This window comes from Candidatus Pelagibacter sp. PS_37 (assembly GCF_059417825.1).
In genome coordinates this window covers 964,510-990,864 of record NZ_CM182067.1, presented here as the reverse complement: position 1 = coordinate 990,864, position 26,355 = coordinate 964,510, and the positions used below count along the sequence as shown (strand labels likewise).

Here is a 26,355-nt window from a genome sequence, read left to right as displayed (position 1 = left end):
TAGCTAACAAATTTAATTCGATTTGGGCACCAACACGGTTGTATTTATCCTAATTTCATTAATCTGCTAAGGTGAAAAAAATTCTCAAAACATCATTTTTTGTATTTAGCTTTTTAGCATTATTTTATTCTAATGCTTTTGCTTTTTTAGAATTTCAAAAAGAAAAAATACTATCCACAGATGTACCTGGTGTTAGAGGAATAAACTTTAAACCAGACGGAAGCATAATGTATATAACAAATCGTGTTGCAAATCATGATGCCTACATAGTTCAATATTCGCTCAGCACTCCATTCGATATAAGTACAGCAACAAGAACATTTGTTGATGGAGCTGGAACAAAATTAACATGTAGTACAGATATGCAGTTACCACACGCTATTGAATTTAAACCTGATGGAACAAGAATGTTTATAACTACCAACAAAGATCACTCTGGAAATCCTGGAGTTGCAGTCTATCAATTTAAATTAACAACTGCTTGGGATACTTCTACATTGGATTGTGAGAAAATATTTGAAGTAGACATAACGGGTGTTGGCAATGAAGATCAAGTAAGAACTTTAACATTTAAACCTGACGGAACACGTATGTTTGTGGGTGGAAAAACTCAAGATAAAATAAGAGAATATATATTAACAACTCCTTTTGATCTTCGATCTGGAGTTTCAGTGGGTTCTTTATCAGCCAGTCTAGCCAGCTCTTCTGACGGAGGAATGAGAAATATTCAATTGCATTCGGATGGGTCAATTTTGTATGTCGCAGGTGATGGTAATAATAATATACATAAATACACTCTAAGTACACCTTGGGATATCACAACTATTTCTTCTACTTCTACTGAATACGAGCTAGGTAGCAGAGTTAGTCATATGAGAGGCTTTATTTTCACAGCAAATTTTACGAAGTTGTTTGTTACTAATGATGCTGGCTCTACTGCTTCAACAAATAAAATTTTTGAATATAGTTTAGCTTGCGCTGGTACCATTACTTGTATTGATGCCTCAAATAATAATGATGTTAAAGCAATCATAGAAGCTAATGTAGAATTATCAAAACGTATAATTAAAAGCAATACTCTTCCAATCTTTCATCGAATTGAGTGGTTAAGAAGACATAAAAATAAAGATAATTTATCAAATCTTAATGCAGAAATTGATTTTACAAATGAAAAAATATCAAAATTAGTTAGTGCTCTTAAAAATTCTAAAAAAGAAAATGATAGAAGTTATGATAGTGAGGATTGGTTTAAATGGAGTGAAGGTAGAATTAGCTTAGGTAAAAATAAATCTATAAATTCATCATCAAGAGACTTTCACAGTTATGGTATCTCAGTTGGTGCAGATAAAATTAAAGATGATGATAGAGATGCTATGCATGGATACGTTTTTCAGTATGCAAACGATAATGTTGATATTGGAAGTAGTGGAACAAAATTAGAGACAGATGCATATAGTTTTGCCTTATATGATACCAAACTTAGAGACGATCATTTTTTTACAGATGCATTAATTGGAGTTAGTTTACTAGATATAAATCAAAAAAGGGTTATTTATGGTAACATTTTAGAGGGAAACCGAGAAGGTCAACAGATATATGGATCATTTAATTTTGGAAAAAGAATAGTTGATGAAGATTTAAATCTCAATCCAGGTATTAAATTAGATTTAGGGTACACAAAACTAAAAGCATTTAGAGAAAGAACTATTGTTGGAGATAGTTTAGCTGATGCACTACTTTATAAAGAGCAAAATATTAAATCAGCATTAATAACACTTGGTGTCCTTTTAGATAAAACAGATACAGATAAAGAAGAAGATGAAATTATTAATCACCATGGTCGATTAGAATATATTGCAGATCTAAGCCCATCATCAGATGCAGAATTTTATTATCTTAATAGTCAAAGTACAGTTTACAATTATAATGTAGAAAATAAATCAAAGCATAATCTTAGAATTGGTTATGGTTTTGATGTCACTTCCATAACAGGATGGTCATTCGTTGGAAATTTTGAGAGATTTCAATCTAACGGCAAAGGTCATAGTAATGAAATTTATTTATCTGTAGGGTATGTGCCAATTGATGAAATGAAATTTGTATTTGATCTGAATAATTTTGAAAATACTAGTTTCTCATATACAAATAACATAAATGGATTTGATTTAAAGATGAGCTCTAATTATAATTTTATAAGTGATGTACCTGACTATGGCACAAATATAGAAATTTCAAATAAATTTTGATTTAATAATTATTCTATAACTTCAATTTCATTAATAATGCTTACAATTTTTCCACCTATAAGGACGGCGTTCACTCTTGCGCATTCATAGTATGCAGAGGAGCTCTCTTCTGCTGTTTGTTTCATTTCTAAACATCTAGATTTATTCTTAGTTAATAAATGTTCATATAACTCTGGTGGGTCACCTAAATACATCATGAGACCAATTACTTCACCTTCTTTTTCAAAATCTGCTTTTTCTTCTATAGCTGCAACCCTGTCATCAACACCAATTTCAAAATTTTGAAATGCAACAAAGCCTTTATAAAAAATAAAAGCTAAAGCTAAGTAGAAAACTATTTTTATTTTACTCATTAAAATTTACTTAATATAGATAAGTTAGCATTATGATTTTCTTGATTTGAAAAATTATTTTCTAAATCAAATTCTAAATCAAATACACCTAGTGCTTTAGAAATTTTAAAGCTCGAAGTCATTTCTTCATCAAGACCAAGTGCAAACTCTGTTTCTTTTCTATATAAAAAGCCTGCTGATAATGTAAATTTATTAATATAACCATGACCCTTGATTTGCTGTCTTTCGTAATCAGTACTAATTATTAACCCTTGGTCATGCTTAAAATCTAAACCAAGTCCTGCTGTGTATATATCTCTATTTTTGTTATCAGCTTGATATTCAAAACTTTCACTGTTTGATACGTAGCTTGTTACCACCTTAGAGCTTGAGGCAAACTCTTTACTGTATTCAAGATTAATTCTAGATCTTACAGTTGAATTTTCTAGATCAACATCTTGGTCTATTAATACTCCTAAAGAAGCCATTAAAGATTTAATGTCTTGATCATTATAACTAAGTGCTGCAGCGCTGCCACTTTCTGTATAACCATTAAGTGCTGTATAACTTCCATCGATACGACCTGTTGGAGTAATAATTAAATCACCATTTTCATACTCTCTTCCAAAATTAAGTGAACCAAAAACCTGCTTACCTTCACGGTCACCCGTATTTATGTCGGTATTTCCTTCATATTTTCTTACAATATCACTATCTAAATAACTAACTCCAAAAACGTGTTTTAAAAAATTACTGTTTTCTAAACTGTTAATTCCATAAAGAGATAAACTTAATGCATTTGTATCAACTTTAGAACCAAAGGTTCCAACATCAACATCAGTGTTACCTACTCTTAAAGCAACTCCTAATATTTGGTCATCATCCATTTTTGTATCAACACCCACAGTTATACCAAGGCTATCAATATCTTGAGCAGAACTTAAGGAGCTCTCACCAATTTTTCCAAAACTAATGCTACCTTCGGACCATACCTCCCAATCATTAGGTAAAATTTGATCTAATTTTTGAAGTGGGTTTAATTTAGCTTGTGCGGAACTTAAAACATTATTGGATACTTTCTTTAATAATTCATTTTGAAAGTTTAACTCTATATTTTGTGCACTTGCGTTGTAGTATTTATTCGCTCTTAAAATAGATAATCTTTTTAAAGCAGACTGACTTGAATCTTTTGCAAAATTTTTAGCAGTATTAATTTGTGCATCAACTACACCCCTTACATCTTTATTTTTTTGTGGTGCGTCACACGTTGATGAACTAGTGACTTTAAAAGGACAGCTTAAGCTATACTCTCGAACTTCATCACCACTCCAATTTATGTGATACATTTTTGTTCCAGAACCATTGAAAGCCATGCCACTTAAGTATTCATCACTGGAATGAGTTGGTGAGAATGTACCAGTTAATGTTGCGCTTGAGCTTGATATATCGAAAGCAGTAGATAAAGCGTATTCATCAATTTTATTATCAGTGTTAGAGCCACCTCTTGATTTTACTACAAACATTTTTGATCCATCAGCATTGAAGCCTAGTCCTTGATGAAAATTACTACTTGTTGCATTAGTAAGTGTGTTGGTTAAAGTTTTAGTATCAGGGTTATATGGTGTTGAAAGATTATATTCTTCTACCCGCGTATTTGTCTGATTCAAAACAAACATTTTTGTTCCATTATTATTAAAAGCTAATCCTCTTGGATCACCACCAATAGAAGTAAAAGTGGTATCTGCTGCAGTGATCGATCCAATATCATATGGTGTACTTAAAGACCATCTATCAATCCCATTACCTCCAGTTCCTAAAATAAAAATTACAGTTCCATCTGAATTAAATTTTACATCTTCTGGTGCACCCTCTACTGTTCTTATAAGCACTGACTTTTCTAAAGCTGCTGAAGTAATATCAAAAGCTGTCGTTAGATTATATTGTAATATTTTATCAGCACCAATTCCTGTAATATACATTTTGGTACCATCAGGTTTAAATGTTATCCCAGTAGCGCTTCCTTCATCGTCGCTGATATCAAGATTAGCAATAAATGTAGGTTCAGCTAAAGCTAGTGATGAAAAAAATAAACTAAATAAAACTAAAAATACCTTTAGTTTAAGAGCACCTTTTATAATTAATTTTTTACTTTTTTTTATTAAATTAAGCATCTTGATTTATTAAAATTTATATATTTGAATTTTTGATGAAGATTATTTTATCCTCGATAAAACGCACTCAATATCAGAATTTCTGCCCGTTTTGAGCACTTAAAAGAACTGAAAAACCGCTAAATTAAATTTTATATAGTATTTTTCATTATGGTATTTTTTTTAAGAAAATTAGCTGTTGGTCTATTTTTGTCATCATTTTTTATTTTGATGCAATCACAAGCTGGAATAGTTGAACTGGTAAATAAACAATTTAAAGACTTGAGTATTAAATTGCCAGCAACATTTTAATCTTATGAAATTTATAAAAAACTTTATTTTAATTTTATTATTTATACTTCCCATCTCTAATTCATTTGGAGCTATGGTTACCCATATACAGTCAGCAACAGTCAGTGATGGGGGAGCTAACCATATACAAGGTATTCAGTTTAATAAAAATGGGACAAAAATGTTCACACTTAATAATACAACTGATGGAGAAACTTATACACATATAAATGAATACACCCTATCTACACCATTTGATATCTCCACACGAATTTATGCGGGGGCCAATGAAAGATGCGAATTAGATCACGGGGGGGACAACAACGGTTCATATGATTTAGAATTTAGTAGTGATGGAATGAAACTATTTTTTGCAGAGGGTAAATCCAGTGATGGTGCAGATTTTGACAAAGTATTTAGATTTGATTTAACTACAGCCTATGATATTTCAACATGTTTATATGCAAATAATGCAACTTCAAATCTTGACAGTGATGCCTTACAAAATGGTAGTAATGCTGGAGATGTAACTTCCGGTAAAGGCAAAAATCGTCTTCAAGGTTTGGAAATTAATGATGATGGAACAAAATTATTTTTAATCTTTCATGGCTCTAGCTCAACCTTCGCACCTAATACCAGACTTTTGGAGTACCAACTTTCAACTCCATATGACTTAACTACTATATCACTTGTTACCACTGCAGGAATTGAGCTAGAGGGTGAAACAGCAAATCCTTACTCTATTAGATTTAGCGCAAATGGAAAAAGGATTTTTTCTGTTGACCATAATCTTGGTTCACAAGATGTGACTCAAATTTCACTTACATCGGCATACGATACATCAGGATTTACTATAGATGGTACAGTCTCTTTAGATTCTTTAAAAAGTACCGTAACTCAACCAAGAGGAATTGCATTCAGTGCAAGTGGTTTAAAAATGTATATAGGTAATGACAAAACTGTTGGTGGGAGTGATACAATTCACGAATTTGATTTAGTTTGTCCCTTTAATATTATTGCAGGAAAATGTCCTCCAGTTACAGAAAATAGTGTCAGAACGGGAATAGCTATTGCACAAATAGAAGTTGCAACAAGAACTATAGAGCACTCAACGGATACTGCTTTAAATAGATTGAAGTGGATTAGAAGAAATAAAGATAGTCAAAACTTAACTAATCTTAATTTAGATTTTAATTTTACCAATCAAATGCTTGCCTCTCTTACTAAAGTTGTAAAAACCTCAGCTACTACAAAGAAAAAAGAGGAAAAACAACAAGATGTATTTTATTGGAGCGAAGGAAGTATTGCTGTGGGTAGAGTTGGAGACACAAAAGTTTCTTCATTTAAAAAGATTAAAACTAACGTAATTACAGTTGGAGCAGATAAATTTACTAAAAATAATGGCATAAGGGGGCTTGCTTTTAGATTTGGTAAAAATGATATTAAAGTTGGCTCAGCTGGAAGCAATTTAGATACGAATACTTATAATTTAACCCATTATACTTCATCGCCAATTGAAGATGATACAAAATTTATAGACACTGTTTTTGGAGTGGGTGTTCTTAACTCAGATATTTTATCAGTACTTGATGGTAAACGTTCAACAGCTGACAGAAATGGCAAACAAATATATGGAACAATTAAATTAAAAGATGAGATTAAGAAAAATAATTTAATCCTAGTTCCATCTGCACAAATAGATCTTGGTTACACTTTATTAAATGATTATCAAGAAAGTGGTAACGCTGCTATGAAATTTAAAAAGCAAGGTATTCAATCAAGAAATGCCAGGCTTTCAATTGCTGCAATTGATGAATTAGAAAATGATAAATATACAATTAGAAAGCATGGAAAATTAGAATACAAAGCAAATTTACGTCGTTCCTCTAATATAAAATATTCTTACGTCTCTGATGCAACAAGTGGTGAATTTGATACCAAATTAAATTCAGGTGCTTTACATAATTTAAATGGGGAATTGGGTATAGATATAATTTTACCGGATAGCTTTAGTATATTTTTAATCTATGAGAGAAATCAAGCATTAGGAACGGGTCATACTGATAAAATACATTTAGCGATAGGATATTTACCTAACAGAAAAACTAATTATGCTTTTAAATTAGTAGGCTCAGAAAATTTAGGATCTGAATTTAAGATAAGTAAAAATATTAATGACTTTGAATTTGATTTTAAATTAAACAATCAAGATGTATTGAGGCCAAATACTTTTGATGAAGCAACGATTAATTTAAAGAAAATCTTTTAATTTAATCTTTTTCTGACAAACTCTAAAAGCTCAGTAAATTCATCACAAATGTTAGTTAAACCTGCCCGGTTTGAGCACTAACAAAGATAGGTTAAGTAATAAAATAAATTTTATAGGCTATTTTCCATTATGGAATTTATTTTAAGAAAACTTGTTAGATGTATTCATATCACTTTTTTTTTGATTATCTTTTTTAGTTCAAAAATAGTTTATTCAGCAGATTTTACTTTTCCTACATCTTTAACAACTGATACCTCAGATTTCGTTTTACTTTCTGATACTGGCACCACTCCCTCTGTAAGCGGTTTCTCTACCGAAGTACTTATAACAATCACAACAACAGCGGGTTATATAAAAGTCACAACAGTTACAGGCCTTGAACAAATCCACGGTCTCTGTGGTTATACAGCTGACTCTAGCTCTGTACCTACTAATTGCACAGACAGTGATAGATCAGAAATTGGTTTTCAAGGAACTCAAGCAGAAGTTAATACTGCATTGGCGACACTTTCATTTAAGGGTGATGGAGCCACTTCAAATACTACAATTTCGGTTTCAGCAACTCCAGAAGGTGCTTCTTATAATCCTGTTAATGGTCACTATTATAGAGTTCTTGGCAGTTTTACTACACCTCCACAAGCCGTTGACTGGGCTGATGCAAGAACGGAAGCTAAAAGTGATGCGAAAAAATTTAATGGACTTACAGGATATTTAGTAACCATTACTACTGAACAAGAAAATAATTGGATAAAAGAAAAAATTTCAACAAATGCGTGGACTGGTGGATCTGATAGTGAAACTGAAAATATATGGAAGTGGATGGATGGTCCTGAAGCCGGTCAAACTTATACCTGCCAAAAATATGTTGAAGCAAGTGTAGGCGGAACAGGTGCTACAATCAGTGGGTGTTCAGAGCAAAGTTATCTTAATTGGGTCCCAGGTGAGCCAAATTCACATAGAACAGCAAGCGACGGATGGGATGAAGATTATATGCACCTTTATGGAGATCGAACTGATGTTAAATTTGGTCAGTGGAATGATTTTCCTAGTCCTGCAACAGTAGGCAATAACGTGGTTACTAAATATATCGTTGAATATGGTGGCATGGGAGGAACAGCCACAGTTTTTGGATCAGCATCATTATCAATAAATTCTACAGAAGTTAATTTTTTTGTTGATAAAGATTTAGTTGGGATAGTTGAAGGACAATCTGAAAGTGCAAAAAGATTTATTTATAGTTCAACTTATCCTGTTTTAGAGAGAATGGAGTGGTATCGAACTACAAAAAAAAATGACAATATTAAATTTCAAGATCTAGGTATAGATATTGATATAACAAACAAAGACACCTATCCGTACGCAAAATTATTAGATGCTTATCTTTTAAAAGGTGATGTTAACAAAGAACAAAAATTATCTAATAAAAATATTGAAAAATTTATAAGCGAATTACCCCTTTCACAATATTTAAAAAATGAATTTGGAATGGTGCCTCGAAAATGGAAAATTTGGAGTTCTGGATATTTTAAAAAGGGCAAAATTAAGCTTAAATCAGGCAAGGTTAATAAAGAGTTCGATTCAGATGCCTTAACACTTGGAATGGATAAAATAATAAGGAAAAATACACTTTTTGGTATAGCCATTAGACTACAAGATGAGGATACTGATGTGGGGCAATCAGGTACTCAAATTAAATCTGATGCAAAAAGTGCAACAATATATTCAAGTTGGCATAAGAATAGTTCAACTTTTATTGATAGTTTAATTGGCTATGGATATATTGAAAATGATCTTACAAGAGTTGTGCAAGCCAACCCTTCCAACCCTTTAACTGGAAATAGAGGTGTTAAACAATATTTTACTTCAATTAAATTTAATAAAATAAGAGATAAAGATAACTTTACATCATTATTATTTGGAAGATTTGATTACGGTTTATCTAAATTAGAAAGTTTTTCAGAGCTGGGGAATACTCATGCATTAAGATTTGAAGAACAAAATTTAAAAAATAAATCTATTTCGATTGGTGCTTTAACAAAATATAAAAAAAAAATAAAGAAAGGTTATTTTCTACCATATGGTAGAATTGAATTTTTTGAAAACTTAACTCCTGATTCAGAAGCTAAAGCATCATACATTTCTGACCCTAACACCACATATTATTATACTGTAAAAGAGGATTATTCAAATTCTCTAAAATTAGAGTTAGGTTTTGATTTAAATCTAATTGATAGTTGGTATTTTTCTACTTCAATAAGAAGATTAATTAAAAACAATAAAGACTACGAAAATGAGTTTGCAATTAAAGTAAGCAAACCATTTTAATTATACCCACATTTAAAGTTAAATATCTTGAAGTGCAGTTACGGTAATCTCTTTTGTCTTTAAAGATCTAATCCCCATCAAGCAAGCTTGTGCAGTAGACATGTTTGTACAATAAGGAACTTTATTACCTAATGTAGCTCTTCTTAAAGCCATTGCATCCTGAAGACGATGTTCACTATTTCCACCACCTGTATTAATAACTAAAGCAATTTTTTTAGAATTTAGAATGTCAACTATGTGAGGAGAGCCTCCGCTTACCTTGTTTATTGTTTTGCATTTTATGCCATGTTCACGAATGTATTCAGCTGTTCCACCAGTGCCGCATAAAGTAAAATTTAATTTTATTAATTGTTTTGCAAGATCTACACCTTCATCTTTATGACCATCTTTAAGAGATATAAATGCTAGACCTTTTGTTGGTAATGAGTTTGAAGCAGCAATTTGGCTTTTTGCATAAGCCATACCGAAGTCTTTATCAAATCCCATAACTTCACCTGTTGATTTCATCTCAGGCCCCAATAATAAGTCACTATTTGGGAATTTATTGAAAGGAAATACAGCTTCTTTAACTGCAAACAGGTTCTTGTTTTTACCCTTTAAATTAAATTTAGATAATTTTTCACCAGTCATTACACGTGATGCAATTTTTGCAAGTGGCAGTCCTTTAGCTTTTGATACAAAAGGAACCGTTCTACTTGCTCTTGGATTTACTTCGATTACATAAATTTCATCATTTTTAATGGCAAATTGAATGTTCATAAAACCTTTAACATTTAATGCTAAAGCTAACTTTTTTGTTTGAACTTCTATTTCAGTTATCAGCTTTGGTTTAATAGATACAGGAGGCAGACAACAAGCAGAATCTCCTGAGTGAATACCCGCTTCTTCAATATGCTGCATGATACCTGCAACAAATACTTGCTTACCATCAGATATCGCATCAACATCTACTTCCATAGCGTGACTAATAAATTTATCTATTAATATGGGATTATCTTCTGCAGCTTTAAATGCTTCTTCTACAAAGTTTTTTAATTGGCTTTTCTCGTGAACAATTTCCATTGCTCTTCCACCTAATACATAAGAAGGTCTTACCATTAAGGGTAGTCCAATTTTTTCAGCAATTTGAATGGCTTGCTTGTAAGTTTTAGCAATACCACTTTCTGCTTGTTTTAATTTTAATCTATCAAGTAATTTTCTAAATCTATCTCTATCTTCAGCTAAATCTATTGAAGTGTACTGCGTACCTAAAATTGGAAGTTTGTTATCGTGTAAAAACTTTGCAAGTCTTATAGGGGTTTGCCCACCGAACTGAGCAATAATACCTACAAGGTTTCCTTTTTGCTGTTCTTTTTTGATAATATTATAAACATACTCTTCTTTAAGAGGCTCAAAATAAAGTCTATCGCTTGTATCGTAGTCTGTTGAAACCGTCTCAGGATTACAGTTAATCATTATGGTTTCAAAACCGCTATCTTTAAGAGCATAGCTTGCTTGGCAACAACAATAATCAAACTCAATACCTTGACCTATACGATTTGGTCCACCACCTAAGATTATAATTTTTTTTCTTGAAGAAGGTTCTGCTTCACACTCTGTATTTAGCGCATAATTTCTTTGGTATGTTGAATACATGTAAGGGGTGAATGATTTAAATTCAGCAGCACAGGTATCTACTTTTTTGTAAACTGGTAATACTTTTAAAGCAGTTCTTTTTTTTCTAACAAGGTCTTCAGAAATTTTAGTGATTTCAGATAATTTTTTATCAGAAAAACCTATTGATTTAATTCTGTTAAACTCATTGTAGTCTTTAGGAAGACCTCTTTTTTGTATTTTATTTTCTTCATCAACAATTTCTTTTATTTGCTCTAAAAACCAAGGATCTATTTTACAAAGTTGGTGAATTCTTTTAATGTTGATTTTTTTTCTAAAGGCTTCAGCAGCTAACAATATTCTGTTTGGAATATTTTTTTTAAGTTCTTTTTCTATTTCTTTTTTGTTAAGTGGAAAAATTCGATCTAAGCCTGAAAAGCCAATTTCAAGAGAAACCAATGCTTTTTGCAGAGATTCTTTAAAGTTTCTACCAATTGCCATTGCTTCACCAACTGACTTCATGGATGTTCCAAGAACCGCCTCAGAAGTAGAGAATTTTTCAAAGGTAAATCTTGGTATTTTAGTTACTACATAATCAATGCTAGGCTCAAAAGAAGCAGGCGTTGTTTTAGTAATTTCATTTTTTAATTCATCAAGGGTGTAACCAACTGCTAGTTTTGCTGCAACTTTTGCAATTGGAAATCCTGTTGCTTTAGATGCAAGGGCAGATGAACGTGACACTCTTGGGTTCATTTCAATAATAACCATTCTGCCATCTTTAGGATTGATTGCAAATTGAACATTTGATCCACCTGTTTCTACTCCAATTTTTCTAAGACAAGCAATTGAGGCATTTCTCATAACTTGATATTCTTTATCTGTGAGTGTTAGAGCGGGTGCAACGGTAATCGAATCTCCCGTGTGAATTCCCATTGGATCAATGTTTTCAATAGAACAAATAATAATACAGTTGTCTTTTTTATCCCTGACAACCTCCATTTCAAATTCTTTCCAACCCTCAAGGCATTCTTCAATTAAAATTTGGTTAACAGGGGATTCGTGCAATCCATCTTTAACTATTTTAAGATATTCTTTTTCAGTTTTAGCAATTCCTCCACCCAAACCACCCAAAGTAAAAGCAGGTCTAATGATTGCAGGCAACCCAATTTGTTTTAAAGCTTTTGCAGCATCTCTAATATGAGATACCACTTTAGATTTTGGTAAGTCCAAACCAATATCTAACATATTTTTTCTGAATTTTTTTCTGTCCTCTGCATTAGAGATCGCTTTAGAATTAGCTCCAATTAACTCAATTTTATATTTTTTAAGAATTCCCTTTTTTTCTGCTTCCATTGCTAAATTCAAAGCAGTTTGACCACCCATTGTTGGTAAAATTGCATCTGGTTTTTCTTTTTTTAGAATTTTTTCTAATACTTCTAACGTTATTGGCTCGATATAAGTTTTATCTGCAACACCAGGATCTGTCATGATCGTTGCTGGGTTAGAGTTAATTAAAATAACTTTATAACCTTCATCTTTAAGGGCTTTACAGGCTTGTGTCCCTGAGTAGTCAAACTCACATGCTTGACCTATGATAATGGGTCCAGCACCAACGACTAATATAGTTTTAAGATCTTTTCTTTTTGGCATTTTTTTTTATGTTGTTAATAAATTCTTCAAATAAGTAAACACTATCTTGTGGTCCTGGATTTGATTCAGGGTGATATTGAACAGAAAAAACAGGTTTATTTTTTAATCTAATTCCTTCAATACAATTATCAAATAAAGATTTGTGAGTGACTTCAATATTTTTTGGCAATGATGCTCTTACAATTTCAAAGCCATGGTTTTGACTGGTGATTTCAACATTGTCTTTAATTAAATTTTTAACTGGATGGTTAGCGCCTCTATGACCTAGTTTCATTTTTTTAGTTTTTGCACCTAGTGTTAGAGCTAGAATTTGATGACCAAGACAAATACCAAAAATAGGTAAATTATTTTTTATTAATTCTTTAATGATTCCAATTGCATATTTACCAGTTGCTGCAGGGTCACCAGGACCATTAGATAAAAAGATCCCATTTGGCTTTAATTTAAGTATGTCTTTTGCACTCGTTTTGCACGAAACCACTGTTACTTTACAATTAAGATCTGAGAAATATCTTAGAATATTTTTCTTTATCCCATAGTCAATAGCAACAACATGTAATGAACTTTTCTTATTTTTTAAATAACCAGTTTCTTTTTTCCAAGTTTTAAAACCTGACCAAATATAATTTTTTTTAGTAGTTACTTGTTCTGCTAAATCTAAATTATTTAATCCACTCCATTTCGCTGTGATATTTGCTAATTTACTAATATTGAAATTTCTTTTACTAGAAAAAGAAATAGTACCTTTAGGGGCTCCTTTATCTCTAATATAATTAGTCAAGCCTCTTGTATCCAAACCAGTGATCCCAACAATTTTATTTTTTTTTAACCACAGGTCTAAATTAGCTAAAGATCTATAGTTAGAAGGATTTGTTATTTCAGAGTTAAAAATTACACCTTTGGTCCAAACTTTATCAGACTCTAAATCTTCTTTATTAGTTCCAACGTTACCAACGTGAGGGAAGGTAAAATTGATAATTTGCCCAGCGTAAGAGGGGTCTGAAATAATTTCTTGATAACCAGTTAGAGAAGTATTGAAACATACTTCACCCGTTGCTGTTCCTTGATAGCCAATACCAACTCCTTTAAAGATAGTTTTATTTTCAAGAACTAAAACGCCTGTGTGAATCTGTGAGATTTTGTTAGAGCTAATCTTTTTTGCTTTTTTGATCAATTACAACTCATGAGTTAAAGGTTAATACAATAAAACCCTAATTATCGCAACAGAGATGTATTATAAAATTATAAAAAAACAATTTTTCTTTTGAAGAATTTTCACTTTGCAGTAGATTAAAAAATATTATGACATTGAAAGAAAAAATAGAAACTAACTATAAAAATTCTCTAAAATCAAAAAATAAGGTTGAAATCTCAACCTACAGGTTAATTTTATCTGGAATAAAAGATCTTGATATTGTCAATCGATCTGGAGCCAACATAAAAGAAACAGACGATGATGATATAAAAAAACTTTTAAAGAAAATGATTAAGCAAAGAACCGAATCAATAGAGATCTATAAAAAAAATGAGAGAATGGATTTGTTAGAAGTTGAGCAAAATGAATTTGATCTTTTATCTAGTTTTTTACCACAGCAGTTAAGTGATGAAGAAACTAAAAAAATATGTGTAGATACAATAAGTAAATTGGGTGCTGCATCAATTAAAGACATGGGTAAAGTAATGGGTGAATTAAAGAAGTCATACCCTGACAATCTAGATTTTGCTAAAGCTGGACCTTTGCTAAAAGAACTATTAAATAAATAATGAAATACCCAAAAGAGTATTTGGACGAAATTAAAACTCGTTTAAAGGTTTCGACAGTTGTATCAAAGTCTGTCAGTCTAAAAAAAAGAGGCAAAGAATTTGTAGGTTTATCACCCTTTAAAACTGAAAAAACGCCTTCATTTACAGTTAATGATGAAAAAGAATTTTATCATTGTTTTGCAACATCGGAACATGGAAATATTTTTGATTTTGTAATGAAAACTCAAAATTTGAAATTTGGAGAGGCGGTAAAATCATTAGCAAATCTTGCAGGTATGAGACCTTACACATTTTCAAAGCAAGATGAAGAACGTGAAAAAAATTGGCAAGAATATTGCTCAATCTACAATCAATATGTTCAATTTTATCATGATGAAATTTTAAAAAATGAAAGTTTAACTATTGCAAGAGATTATTTAAAAAAAAGAAACCTTAGTAAAGAAGAGGTTAAAAATTTTAAAATAGGTTTTATTGAAAGAAACTCAAATTTTTATGAAAAATTAAAAGATGAATTTAGTGAAAAAGTTTTGGTTGAAAGTGGTCTTTTTTATTTAGATGAAAAAAAGAATACATACGTTGAAAGATTTCGAGATAGAATAATATTTCCAATTAATAATATTTCAGGCCAACCTATTGGATTAGGAGGAAGAACCATCCAGGAAAATAGTTATTCAGCAAAATATATTAATTCTCCTGAAACACCTTTTTTTAAAAAGGGTTCTAACTTGTATAATTTAGATTTAGCTAGAAGATTATCTAATAAAATAGATCATGTATATTTAGTTGAGGGATATATGGATGTAGTTGGTTTAAGTAAAAATGGAATTGAAAATGTTGTGGCAAATCTTGGAACTTCTTTAACGGATCGTCAAATTTTAATGCTTAACCAATTCTTTGAAGATATTATTATTTGTTTTGATGGTGATGAAAGTGGATACAAAGCAGCTCTTAGAGCAGCAGAAAATTCAATTAAAGAATTACAACCAGAAAAACAAATCTCGTTTCTTTTTTTACCAGATGGAGAAGACCCTGATAGTTATGCAAATAAAAATGGTAAAGCAAATTTTATTGATTTTACAAAACAGGCAAAAATTTCAATTCATCAGTTTATATTTAACCATTATAAACAACAAACAGATAATAATCCTTCATCAATGGCTATTTTTGAAAAAAAATTAAGAGCTATTGCTGCAACTATTAAAGATGATTTCATAAAAAAATACGTACTAGAGTTTTTCTTGGAGAAAATTTCATCTTTAACTCCACATAGCAATATTGGAAAAAAACAATTTTATACTAAAAAAGTTAAATCATTACAGTCCACTCAAAAACACTTTAACGAAAGTAAATCATTGAGTGGTGTTGAGCTTAAAGAATTTTCATTGCTTTATTTAATAATGAATAACTTGGATTTATTTCAAGAAAATATTCACATGATTGAAAATATAAAACTATTTAGCGAAGAAAATAAATTAATCCTTGAAACTTTGATAGCTAAACTAAAGAGTGGAGAAAAACTTACCTTAGATCAAATTCCAATTGACCCTCAATTAACTGAAAAAATCTTTAAATTTGCCTCAATAAAACATATTCTAAATAATCACCAAAATGATCAGAATAAAATGTTTGAATTATTAGACGAAGTATCTAGAGACCTCAAAAACTACGATTTAGAGTTTAGGATTGAAGAGCTCGAGTCGAAGTTCTCTAAAGATTTAAGTGAAAGCACTTTCAACGAAATAAGAGAGCTAAAAAAACAAAAAAACATCAATTAAATCCTTCAAAAAATACGTGGATTTTTCTCAAATTGGGCTTATATAAGTCTTCTCAAATATACTATTGTGGAAAGAATAATTACAAAATCATTTGCTAGACTTATGGGTCGTGGAACCCATAGAGGATTTATAACTTTTGATGAGCTAAATAAATCATTAGGTAAAAGAAATCTTTCAGACGAAAATTTAGAACAAGCCTTCATGCACATTCTTGATGAGAGTGTAGCATTGGTTGAAAAAAAATCTGACTTTAAAGTTTTAAGAAAAAAAGAAAATTCATCTAAAGAAGAAGGCAAGACAATTGAGAAAAGTGATGACCCTATAAGAATGTATTTAAGAGAGATGGGTGGAGTAGAACTCTTGTCTCGTGAAGGTGAAATTGCAATTGCAAAAAGAATAGAAGCTGGAAAAGATGTAATGCTTATCGCATTAGCACAAAGCCCAATTACTGCACAACAATTTGTAGAATGGGATGAAAAACTTCAAAGTGATGAAATATTAGTTAGAGAAATTATTGATATTGATACTAACTACATGGAAGATGAAAATACAGGGCCAAGTGCTAAACAAAGAAATTCTGGGGAAACTGATAAAAATGAAGAGAATAATGGAGACGATGATGAGTTTAATCCAACGCTTGCAGCAATGGAAACTGAAATTAAACCAAAAGTTTTAAAAACTGTTAATACTTTAACAAAAGAATATGCAAAATTAATCAAGTATCAAAAAGAAAAACTTGATTGTATTTTAAATGCAGTAAGTTTCTCAGCTGCTAAAGAAAAAGGACATGATAAAATTGTAAGTGATATTTTAGAAAATATTAAATCATTACAATTGTCACCATCTGTATTAGAGGAATTGGTTCAAAAACACTATGTGGAAAATAAAAAAATTGTTTCACTAGAAGGAAATCTTCTAAGGTTGGCAATGGATCAAAAAATTCCAAGAAATGAATTTATTAAGTTTTATATTGGTAATGAAATTAACCCAAATCTTAAAAAGTTCTTGGATACTAACCCCATGTGGAAACAGTTTTTTTCAAAAAATAAAGATGAATTTAAAAACATAAGAGAGAGATTAATTGAGATTAGTCATAAACTTGGAATTTCAGTAACTGATTATAAAAAAATAGTTAGTAGAGTTCAAAAAGGTGAAAAAGAATCTAGAATTGCAAAAAAAGAAATGGTTGAAGCAAACTTAAGATTGGTAATTTCAATTGCAAAAAAATATACAAATAGAGGACTTCAGTTTCTAGATCTTATTCAAGAAGGAAATATCGGTCTTATGAAAGCTGTAGATAAGTTTGAATACAGAAGGGGTTATAAATTTTCAACATATGCCACTTGGTGGATTAGACAAGCAATCACCAGATCTATTGCTGACCAAGCGCGAACGATTAGAATTCCAGTTCATATGATTGAAACTATTAATAAAATTGTAAGAACCCAAAGATTAATTTTAAGTGAGTTTGGTAGAGAGGCTACACCTGAAGAGCTTGCACAAAAATTAAGAATGCCTTTAGATAAAGTTAGAAAAGTTTTAAAAATATCAAAAGAACCAGTATCTCTTGAAAAACCAGTTGGAGATGAAGAAGATAGTAGTTTGGGTGATTTTATCGAAGATACAAAAGCATTAGCACCTTTAGAACAAGCTATAAAATCTAATCTAAGTGAAGCTACGACTAAAATTTTATCAACTTTAACACCAAGAGAAGAAAGAGTTCTTAGAATGAGATTTGGTGTTGGAATGAATACAGACCATACTCTTGAAGAAGTGGGTCTTCAGTTTTCTGTAACAAGAGAGCGTATTAGACAGATAGAAGCTAAAGCTTTAAGAAAATTAAAACACCCAAGCAGATCCAAACAGTTAAAAAGCTTTTTAGAAAGTTAAAATTCAAAGGGACTGTAGCTCAATAGTAGAGTACTGCATTGACATTGCAGGGGTAGTTGGAGCGTAACCAACCAGTCCCACCATTTTCATTATCTTTTACCTATGCTAGACATCGGTTACATTATAATATAATTAAAGCTTAATTTTTAGGGCCTGTAGCTCAGTTGGTTAGAGCAGTACACTCATAATGTATTGGTCCCAGGTTCGAGTCCTGGCGGGCCCACCAAAAATTATTTTTATAGATGATTATTTAATAAACTCTTTTAAAATAGAAAAAAGAGCGTTGATATCCCCATCATTACTTTGAATAATAGAAGAAAATTCTTCCTTTTGAGTTCTTGCTAGACTTAAGCCTTCAATAATTAAATCTCTGATTAAAGGATTTTCTGGATTTTTTGTATAAATTCTCCAATCAATTTTAACTTCAGGCCTTTGTTCTGTTCCAACTAAAATACTAGATACCATTGTATAATTTTCATTTAATTTTTTTTTAGACACGACTTCAATCTCTGGATTTGAGTATTCAGCCAGTCGACTAGAAAAACTTTTTAGAAAATATTGTTCAAAAAGCATCTCATATTGATTTATTTCATTGTCACTTATATTTTTTCTATAAGCTCCTAAAGTGTAATAACCAATACCATTGATATCAACTGTTTCACTTGCAATTTGTTTTAGCTTTTCTATTTTTTCTTCTTTTGAATATTTGTTATTTAAGGCCTCAGAAGCTCTATTCACAGTTGATTGAACAAATACATCTGGTTCAATTGAATATGATTGATTAATACCAACAAAGTTAATTATGACGAAGGTAAATATTAAAAACTTTTTTAATCTCATTAAGTTTTATAATTTATTGAGCTTCTATTTCTTCCCAATCACTATCGTTTTGGGTTTCAGTTATTGCATTAGAGTTAGCTATTTTTTGTTGTCTATCTTGCAAATATAAACTTCTAACTGAAGCATAAAAATCTATTGAATTTTTTTCCAAGTTTTCAAACGAGTCTATATTTTTTGCTCTAAAATCTATCCCAGAACTTGCTCTTGATGCATAATAATCAAAGTCAGAAAAATGCTGAGTATCATTAGCTACAGTAACGTTATACCAAGCATCTCCGCCTAATATATTTGCAAATGATCCAGCTGTGTCTCTAACAGTGGATGGTCCTAAAACAGGTAGAACAAGATAACATCCTGGACCAACACCCATTACACCAAGTGTTTGGCCATAATCTTCTTTTTCATACTCTGGAAAACCAATTTTTTCAGCCACATCAAATATTCCAACAACTCCAACTGTTGTATTAACAATAAATCTACCTGTGTTAACTCCAGCTTTTTTAAATTCTCCTTGGAGAATATTATTAGGTATTGTTACAAGTGTAGAGAGATTGTCTAAAGCATTACCTGTCCCAGCTCTAACTGGAGAGGGTAAAATTCTATAAGCTTTTGCAACAGGTTCAAAAATAACACCATCTAACACTTGGTTAAATTTAAAAGTTGCTCTATTTACATTTTCAAAACAGTCTTTAACTTCACCAGAATTTTTTTTAGATAAGTTGTTTTCACCGTCTGTATCAGCACTCACATTTGTTGCTAACATTAAACTTATTAGTGAAGTTATTAAAATTTTTTTCATTATCCTATGATTATATAATGTATATAATATCAATGTAAATCTAGATTTAGCTCTAAATATGACGCAAAAATGGCTTTAAAAACAATATTAAACTATTCCCCAAATTTTAATCCTAAAAAAAGAACCTCTAAGCAAATCAAATTTATTATCTTTCATTATACGGGTATGAAAAGCGAATCTGATGCTTTGAAAAGATTAACAGAAATACAATCTGAGGTTAGCTGTCATTATTTAATCAAAAATAATGGAGAAATTGTAAAAATAGTACCTGATTTATATATTGCATGGCATGCAGGAAAATCTTCTTGGAAAAATTATAAGTCTTTAAATCAAAATTCTATTGGTATTGAAATTACAAACCCAGGACATGAGTACGGTTATAAAAATTTTACACAAAAACAAATTACTACTCTTGTAAAGTTAAGTAAGTTTTTAATAAAAAAATATAAAATTAATCCTAAGAATATTTTGGGACACTCAGACATAGCAGTACTTAGAAAAAAAGATCCAGGTGAAAAGTTCCCATGGGAATATTTGGCTAAAAATAAAATAGGGATATGGCACACATTAAATAAGCAAGATTTACTAAAGAATAGAAAGCTAAAAATAAGCAAGGTAGAAGAGAATATTTTTTTTAGAAACCTGTTTAAGATTGGATATTCAAAAACATTTCCAAAAAATATTGGTAGGAATAAATATTTAATAGAATTAATAAAATCTTTTCAAAGAAGATTTAGACAAGAGTTGGTTGATGGAAAAATTGATCAAGAGTCCTTATTAATCAATAAAAGCCTCATCAAAGCATACAATTAAATTTTTCTTGAAGTTCTATAATTAAGTAATAAATTACATTTGCTAGATGAACGACTTATCGCTTTAATTTATTAAAGAGGAAAGTCCGGGCTCCGCAAAGACACAGTGCCAGATAATACCTGGCGGGGGAAACCCTAGGGATAGTGCCACAGAAAATATACCGCCATAACATGGCAAGGGTGAAAAGGTGTGGTAAGAGCGCACCGGTTCTATTGGTAACAATGAACGCTGGAAAACCCCACTGGGAGCAAGACTAAGTAGAGATGACATTGTTGCAAAACTAAAAGCCGTCTTTGGCTAGTCATCAGGGTTAGTTGCATGAGCTTAAGAGTGATCTTAAGCCTAGAGAAATGATAGGTTTAAATGACAGAACCCGGCTTATAGTTTGTCTAGCAAACTTATCCACAGTTCAATTTTAATTAACTTTAGATGTTCACCTTTTGATTCATAATTGAATCATTTCTGTTCTTATTTTTAGTCTTAGAATTGTATTGAGTTAAAACTAAAAATTGATTTTTGACTTTATGTAGATACATAAAAGTTATCTACAATCATTGCCAAATAAGCCTAAAATGAACATATTGACTCTATCTTTAAAAACCCATATTGTCCCATATATTCCCAAATATGGAATTTATGAAATATAAAAAATATGTTTTTATCTACTTACGAGAACAAAATAGACAAAAAGGGAAGGGTATCTGTGCCTGCTAGTTTTAGATCTCACCTTTCTAACTTAGGATACAATGGTGTTATCTGTTATCCCTCATTTAATAATCAGTCTATAGAAGCTTGCTCACAAGATAGAATTGAAAAACTTTCTGCAAGTATAGATTCATTAAGTCCATTTGAAGAAAAAAGAGATTATTTTGCAACATCAATTTTATCTGAGAGTATGAATTTACAATTTGATAGTGAAGGTAGAATTTCATTATCAACAAAATTATTAAAACATGCAAAAATAAAAAATAGCATGTTGTTTGTTGGTCAAGGTCAAACATTCCAAATATGGGAACCAGCAGCATTTGAAAAATTTAAGATCAACGCAAGAAAAAAAGCAAATCTAAATCGTGCAAGTCTTAAATGGGAAAAACATTTTAATAACAATGAGGGGAAATAAAAATGACAATTAACTTTAAATCACCAGAAATAAAAGAATTACAACCAAGATTATTAGTAGTGGGAGTTGGCGGAGCAGGTGGAAATGCACTTAATGAAATGATTGATAATGGACTTCAAGGAGTAGAGTTCATAGCAGTAAATACAGATGCTCAAGATTTAAAGTTAAGTAAAGCTAAAGCAAGAATTCAAATTGGCCTAAGTTTAACAAAAGGTTTAGGTGCTGGAGCAAAACATGACATTGGTCAAGCAGCTGCAGATGAATCTTTAAATGAAATTGTAAATACTCTTCAGGGTGCAAACATGGTTTTTATAACTGCTGGTATGGGTGGTGGAACTGGCACAGGTGCTGCACACGTTATTGCAAGAGCTGCTAAAGAATTAAATATTTTAACAGTAGGTGTTGTAACACTTCCTTTTTTATATGAAGGGCCATCAAGAATGAGAAGAGCTCAGGTAGGCCTAGAAGAATTAAGAAAACATGTGGATACAATTATTGTAATTCCAAATCAAAACCTATTTAAGGTTGCAAATGAACAAACTACATTTGAAGAATCTTTTAATCTTTCAAATAATGTTTTAATGCAAGGTGTACAGAGTGTGACCGATCTTATGGTTAGACCAGGTATAGTTAATCTAGATTTTGCTGATGTTGAAACTGTAATGGCTTCAATGGGTAAAGCAATGATGGGAACTGGTGAAGCTGAAGGAGAAGGTAGAGCAGCTAAAGCAGCAGACATGGCAATTAGCAACCCATTGATTGATGATTATACGTTAAAAGGTGCGAAAGGATTACTAGTAAATATTACCGGTGGTAAGGATCTTAAACTTTTTGAGGTTGATGAAGTGGTTAATAAAATAAGAGCTGAAGTAGATCCTGAAGCAGAGGTGATTATTGGTGCTATTACATCTGGCGACCTTGATGGAAAAATTAGAGTATCAATAGTTGCAACGGCACTAGATGGACAACAACCAGAAAGTAAATCTGTAATCAATATGGTTCACAGAATACAAAATAGAAATCCTGGTTATTCAGATTTTAACAGTGCTAGTTCTGCTCAATCGTTTAATTTTTCACCTACAATGACTAGCCCTATTTCTCATGGAGCAAATGCATTAAAGTTAGAAAATGAAATAATTGCAGAACCAGTTACAAATACTACATCATCAGAAATGATGAATGAGCAAACTGTTAGCAATCAAGAAGTTGAAAGTATTGTTGAAAACAATCAATCAAATGATTATGAGCAATCTTTTTCAGAGGAGGCACTTACAACTGCAAAGCCTGAAGAAAATAGCCCAATGGAGGAGGAGCATGTTTCTAATGGACTTGAAAACTTTGGTGTAGAAGGTGAAGACGCGCTAGATCTATTTAGTTCGGATAGTGCAACTTCAGAGACAGAAGGATTTTTATCAACTGAAACTTCGGAAAATACCTCAGAAGATGATGATCTAGAAATTCCAGCATTTTTAAGAAGACAAAAGAATTAATGGTCTTCAAAAAAATAAATGATAGCCACCATAATACCAGATGTGAGAAATCATTATCCGGTATTGCTAAGTGAAATAATTAGCATTATTACCCCTCAATATGGTGGCACATTTATTGACTGTACGTTTGGTCAAGGCGGATACACAAAAAGAATATTAAACTTTCCTGAAACAAAAGTAATTGCATTAGATAGAGATTCTGAGAGCTCTATAAAAGCTCAAGAACTTCAAAATAGTTTTGAGGATAGGCTATTATTTAAAAATATAAAATTCAGTCAATTAAACAATCTAAAGTTAAAACATGAAAATATAAAAGCTGTAATTTTTGATTTAGGGTATTCCTTGAACCAGATTAAAGACCCAAAAAAAGGTCTTTCATTCGATAGCATTGGTGAACTTAATATGAAAATGGGTATAAATGAATTTTCAGCAAAAGAAGCAATTAATCAATTAGATGAAAAAGAACTTACCAAAATATTTAAATATTTTGGGGATGAAGCAGACAGTAAAAGAATAGCACACAATATTGTTGAAGACAGATCTAAAAGAGAGATCACAACAGAAGAGCTAGTTAGGATTATAGAATCTTCGAAAAGAAAAAGAAATTATAAGACACATAGTGCAACTAAAATTTTCCAAGCATTAAGAATATTTGTAAATAAAGAAATTAGTGAACTAATTTATGGATTAATTAATGCTGCTAAAGTTGTTAAAAAGGATGGAGTTATTGCAGTTGTAACATTTCATTCTTTAGAAGATAAAATTGTTAAATACTTTTTTAAAAGTTTATCTGAAAATAAAAGCATCTCAAGACATATGCCAAAAACAGAAGAAAAATTAAATTTATTTAAATCTGTTATAAAAAAACCAATAGTACCAAGTGATAAAGAAATTAGAGAAAATCCACCTTCTAGATCAGCCAAGTTACGTTATGTAATTAAAAAAGAAGATTTTTTCGATTTTGAAACAGATATCTTGGATAAATTTAAACATTTAATTGACATTGAAAATTTGTCAAAAAAACTATGAAACAATTAGTGGTAGCTGTTATTTTAGTATTAATATTAATTACATCACTTATTAAAAATTCTACAAAAAAAATAGAAGATCAAATTTTTATAGTTAAAGAAAATATAAGACCTTTAAAATCGGAACTTGAAGATGTATTGCTTGAGTTTAACTATTTGAGCTCTCCTGAAAAACTAGTTCAGTATCAAACGCAATATTTTGAAAAAGATTTAATCAAAATTGAAATTATGAATATTAAGGAAATCTTTAAAAATAATGAAACTTTAGAAATAAAAGACTTAATCAGCAAAAATGGAAATGAATAATAAAAAGAATATTATTCTAGAAGAATATGAAAATGAATTTTCATATAAAAAAAGTAAAACTAATTTAGACATACAATTTAATAGAATAGCGTTTATTTTTTTTGTTTTTTTGGTGATTTCAGTAATTTATTCAATACAATTGCTTCATTTAGGCTCGTTAAAAGAAGAAAATAGCAAGGAATTCTCAACTATAAATAAAAACTATAGAGCAGACATACTTGATAGAAATGGAAATTATTTAGTTAAAACAGTTAAGTCGATAGATATTGGTATTAACCCTATTGAAGTAATTGATAAAAAAAAACTATTAATTAATTTACAGTTAATATTCCCAGATAAAAACTATGAAGAGATTACTAAGAAGCTTGAAAAAAATAAATTCTTTTATTTAGAAAAAAAAATATCTTCTGACAATTATGAAAAAATTATGTTACTTGGAGATAAATCAATTAAGTCAGAAGAAAAATTAACTAGAATTTATCCTCAAAAAAATCTCTTTAGTCATATTATTGGTCAAATAGATGATGACAATAAAGGTATATCAGGACTTGAAAAATCCTTTAATGAAAAATTAAAACAAACAAACGAACCACTTAAATTAACAGTAGATACTGACATACAATTTTTAATTAGAGAAGAGTTAGTAAAGTTTCAATCTATATTTAGAAGTAAAGGTAGTACAGCAATTTTGATGAATGTTAATAATGGAGAAATTATATCTATGGTTTCTTATCCAGATTTTGATCTAAATAAAAGAGAGACGATAGTGGATCTCAACTTTATTAATAGAGCAACAAAAGGAGTGTATGAGCTGGGCTCGGTATTTAAAACTTTTACAGTAGCAGCTGGATTAGAGGAAGGCTTAATTGATACTGATACAGAATTTTTAAATTTAGAAAAAAAACTACAATGTGGAAAAAGTAGTATCTCTGAATATGACAATAAAATACCATCAGATCTTACCGTAGAACAAATTTTAATTAGGTCTGGAAATATAGGATCTGTAAGAATTGGACAAAAATTAGAAATTATTAAATTAAAAGCTTTTTTAGAAAAAATTGGAATCTTAAGTAAAATAAATTTTGATATAGAGGAGGTTGGAGAGCCTATTCCATTTAAGTGGGGAAAATGTAAACTTGCGACGGTGTCTTTTGGACATGGAATAACTACCACTCCATTACAATTAGCAAAAGCTTATGCAATAATTTCAAATGGTGGTTTTGCTATTGAGCCCAGTTTAATAAAAAAAGAATTAAAAGATCCTGAAAAAGAAAGAAGAATAATCAAAGCTGGTATTTCAGAGAAGATAAATCCAATACTTAGAAAAATTGTAAATACTAAAGAAGGTACAGCAGGACTTGTAAACATTGAAGGTTATGAAGTTGGTGGAAAAACAGGAACTGCTCAAAAAACAATAGTAGGAGGTTATTCTAAAGCAAAAGTAAATACATTTGCAGGTATTTTCCCCACTTCTAAACCTAAATATGTGCTGATAGTTCTACTTGATGAGCCAAAAACTTCATCAGACTACGTATATGAATATAAAAATAAAAAAGGTTCATATAAAGGAACCCCATTTAATACAGCAGGGTGGACATCTGTTGAAGTAGCTGGAAAAATCATAGAAAAAATTGGGCCTATTTTGGCCACAAAACATATAGAAAATTAATACTT

General features: G+C 30.6%; 19 protein-coding genes, 2 tRNA genes and 1 other RNA gene. 16 read left to right on the top strand and 6 right to left on the bottom strand.

Going from position 1 to position 26,355, the window contains the following annotated elements; genetic code table 11:
* Window positions 1–71: 71 nt before the first annotated feature.
* Window positions 72–2,246 (top strand): autotransporter domain-containing protein, encoded by a 2,175-nt coding sequence (locus AC5SL9_RS05235; RefSeq protein ID WP_494573919.1) that lies wholly within the window; start codon window positions 72–74, stop codon window positions 2,244–2,246.
* An 8-nt stretch (window positions 2,247–2,254) separates the two neighbouring features.
* Here the strand turns inward: AC5SL9_RS05235 and AC5SL9_RS05230 are convergent, their stop codons facing one another.
* Together AC5SL9_RS05230 and AC5SL9_RS05225 are read right to left on the bottom strand one after the other, a co-directional pair.
* Window positions 2,255–2,599 (bottom strand): hypothetical protein, encoded by a 345-nt coding sequence (locus AC5SL9_RS05230; protein ID WP_006997862.1) that lies wholly within the window; start codon window positions 2,597–2,599, stop codon window positions 2,255–2,257.
* Window positions 2,599–4,749, bottom strand: a complete 2,151-nt coding sequence (locus tag AC5SL9_RS05225) for an autotransporter domain-containing protein (RefSeq protein WP_494573918.1) — start codon at window positions 4,747–4,749, stop codon at window positions 2,599–2,601. The genes AC5SL9_RS05230 and AC5SL9_RS05225 overlap by 1 nt, the downstream gene beginning before the upstream one ends.
* 150 nt (window positions 4,750–4,899) lie before the next feature.
* Here AC5SL9_RS05225 and AC5SL9_RS05220 point away from each other — a divergent pair, with 150 nt between their 5' ends.
* From AC5SL9_RS05220 to AC5SL9_RS05210, 3 genes are all read left to right on the top strand, one after another.
* Window positions 4,900–5,040: a hypothetical protein gene (locus tag AC5SL9_RS05220; protein ID WP_006997864.1), complete on the top strand. Its 141-nt coding sequence runs from the start codon at window positions 4,900–4,902 to the stop codon at window positions 5,038–5,040.
* Between the two features lie 4 nt (window positions 5,041–5,044).
* Complete coding sequence (locus AC5SL9_RS05215; RefSeq protein ID WP_494573917.1) at window positions 5,045–7,288, top strand: autotransporter domain-containing protein; 2,244 nt, start codon at window positions 5,045–5,047, stop codon at window positions 7,286–7,288.
* Between the two features lie 129 nt (window positions 7,289–7,417).
* Entirely contained in the window at window positions 7,418–9,613 is a 2,196-nt protein-coding gene (locus AC5SL9_RS05210; RefSeq protein ID WP_494573916.1) for an autotransporter domain-containing protein, read from the top strand.
* 18 nt (window positions 9,614–9,631) lie between these two features.
* On the opposite strand, the gene carB is transcribed toward AC5SL9_RS05210, so the two are convergent.
* Complete coding sequence (carB, locus tag AC5SL9_RS05205; protein ID WP_494573915.1) at window positions 9,632–12,856, bottom strand: carbamoyl-phosphate synthase large subunit; 3,225 nt, start codon at window positions 12,854–12,856, stop codon at window positions 9,632–9,634.
* Window positions 12,834–14,030, bottom strand: coding sequence for a glutamine-hydrolyzing carbamoyl-phosphate synthase small subunit (carA, locus tag AC5SL9_RS05200; RefSeq protein ID WP_006997868.1), 1,197 nt, complete (start codon window positions 14,028–14,030; stop codon window positions 12,834–12,836). The genes carB and carA overlap by 23 nt, the downstream gene beginning before the upstream one ends.
* 128 nt (window positions 14,031–14,158) lie before the next feature.
* On the opposite strand from carA, the gene AC5SL9_RS05195 reads away from it, so the two are divergent.
* The 5 genes from AC5SL9_RS05195 (at window position 14,159) to AC5SL9_RS05175 (ending at window position 18,511) form a co-directional block, all read left to right on the top strand.
* Entirely contained in the window at window positions 14,159–14,620 is a 462-nt protein-coding gene (locus AC5SL9_RS05195) for a GatB/YqeY domain-containing protein (RefSeq protein WP_006997869.1), read from the top strand.
* Entirely contained in the window at window positions 14,620–16,395 is a 1,776-nt protein-coding gene (dnaG, locus tag AC5SL9_RS05190; RefSeq protein ID WP_494573914.1) for a DNA primase, read from the top strand. Before AC5SL9_RS05195 ends, dnaG begins: the two co-directional genes overlap by 1 nt.
* Before the next feature lie 66 nt (window positions 16,396–16,461).
* Window positions 16,462–18,285 (top strand): RNA polymerase sigma factor RpoD, encoded by a 1,824-nt coding sequence (gene rpoD, locus AC5SL9_RS05185; protein ID WP_006997871.1) that lies wholly within the window; start codon window positions 16,462–16,464, stop codon window positions 18,283–18,285.
* Window positions 18,286–18,293: 8 nt separating this feature from the next.
* Window positions 18,294–18,368: transfer RNA gene (locus AC5SL9_RS05180), tRNA-Val, on the top strand.
* 66 nt (window positions 18,369–18,434) lie between these two features.
* Window positions 18,435–18,511 (top strand) — tRNA-Ile (locus tag AC5SL9_RS05175).
* A gap of 20 nt (window positions 18,512–18,531) precedes the next feature.
* Here the strand turns inward: AC5SL9_RS05175 and AC5SL9_RS05170 are convergent.
* The gene (locus AC5SL9_RS05170; RefSeq protein WP_494573913.1) at window positions 18,532–19,125 is read right to left on the bottom strand and encodes a Tgt2/MlaC family protein; all 594 of its coding nucleotides are present in this window, start codon (window positions 19,123–19,125) and stop codon (window positions 18,532–18,534) included.
* Window positions 19,126–19,138: 13 nt separating this feature from the next.
* Window positions 19,139–19,924 carry an MlaA family lipoprotein gene (locus tag AC5SL9_RS05165; RefSeq protein ID WP_006997873.1) on the bottom strand — a complete coding sequence of 262 codons (786 nt, stop codon included), beginning with the start codon at window positions 19,922–19,924 and terminating at the stop codon, window positions 19,139–19,141.
* 69 nt (window positions 19,925–19,993) lie between these two features.
* On the opposite strand from AC5SL9_RS05165, the gene AC5SL9_RS05160 reads away from it, so the two are divergent.
* The 7 genes from AC5SL9_RS05160 (at window position 19,994) to AC5SL9_RS05130 (ending at window position 26,350) form a co-directional block, all read left to right on the top strand.
* The gene (locus AC5SL9_RS05160) at window positions 19,994–20,737 is read left to right on the top strand and encodes an N-acetylmuramoyl-L-alanine amidase (protein ID WP_011281426.1); all 744 of its coding nucleotides are present in this window, start codon (window positions 19,994–19,996) and stop codon (window positions 20,735–20,737) included.
* Window positions 20,738–20,779: 42 nt separating this feature from the next.
* Window positions 20,780–21,134: RNase P RNA component class A (rnpB, locus tag AC5SL9_RS05155), an RNA gene on the top strand.
* A gap of 255 nt (window positions 21,135–21,389) precedes the next feature.
* On the top strand, window positions 21,390–21,857 hold the full coding sequence (gene mraZ / locus AC5SL9_RS05150) for a division/cell wall cluster transcriptional repressor MraZ (protein ID WP_006997875.1): 468 nt from the start codon (window positions 21,390–21,392) through the stop codon (window positions 21,855–21,857).
* 2 nt (window positions 21,858–21,859) lie between these two features.
* Window positions 21,860–23,347 (top strand): cell division protein FtsZ, encoded by a 1,488-nt coding sequence (gene ftsZ / locus AC5SL9_RS05145; protein ID WP_006997876.1) that lies wholly within the window; start codon window positions 21,860–21,862, stop codon window positions 23,345–23,347.
* Between the two features lie 18 nt (window positions 23,348–23,365).
* The gene (gene rsmH / locus AC5SL9_RS05140; protein WP_006997877.1) at window positions 23,366–24,376 is read left to right on the top strand and encodes a 16S rRNA (cytosine(1402)-N(4))-methyltransferase RsmH; all 1,011 of its coding nucleotides are present in this window, start codon (window positions 23,366–23,368) and stop codon (window positions 24,374–24,376) included.
* Window positions 24,373–24,681 (top strand): hypothetical protein, encoded by a 309-nt coding sequence (locus tag AC5SL9_RS05135; RefSeq protein WP_006997878.1) that lies wholly within the window; start codon window positions 24,373–24,375, stop codon window positions 24,679–24,681. The genes rsmH and AC5SL9_RS05135 overlap by 4 nt, the downstream gene beginning before the upstream one ends.
* Window positions 24,668–26,350: a peptidoglycan D,D-transpeptidase FtsI family protein gene (locus AC5SL9_RS05130; RefSeq protein ID WP_006997879.1), complete on the top strand. Its 1,683-nt coding sequence runs from the start codon at window positions 24,668–24,670 to the stop codon at window positions 26,348–26,350. The genes AC5SL9_RS05135 and AC5SL9_RS05130 overlap by 14 nt, the downstream gene beginning before the upstream one ends.
* The last annotated feature ends 5 nt before the right edge of the window (window positions 26,351–26,355 follow it).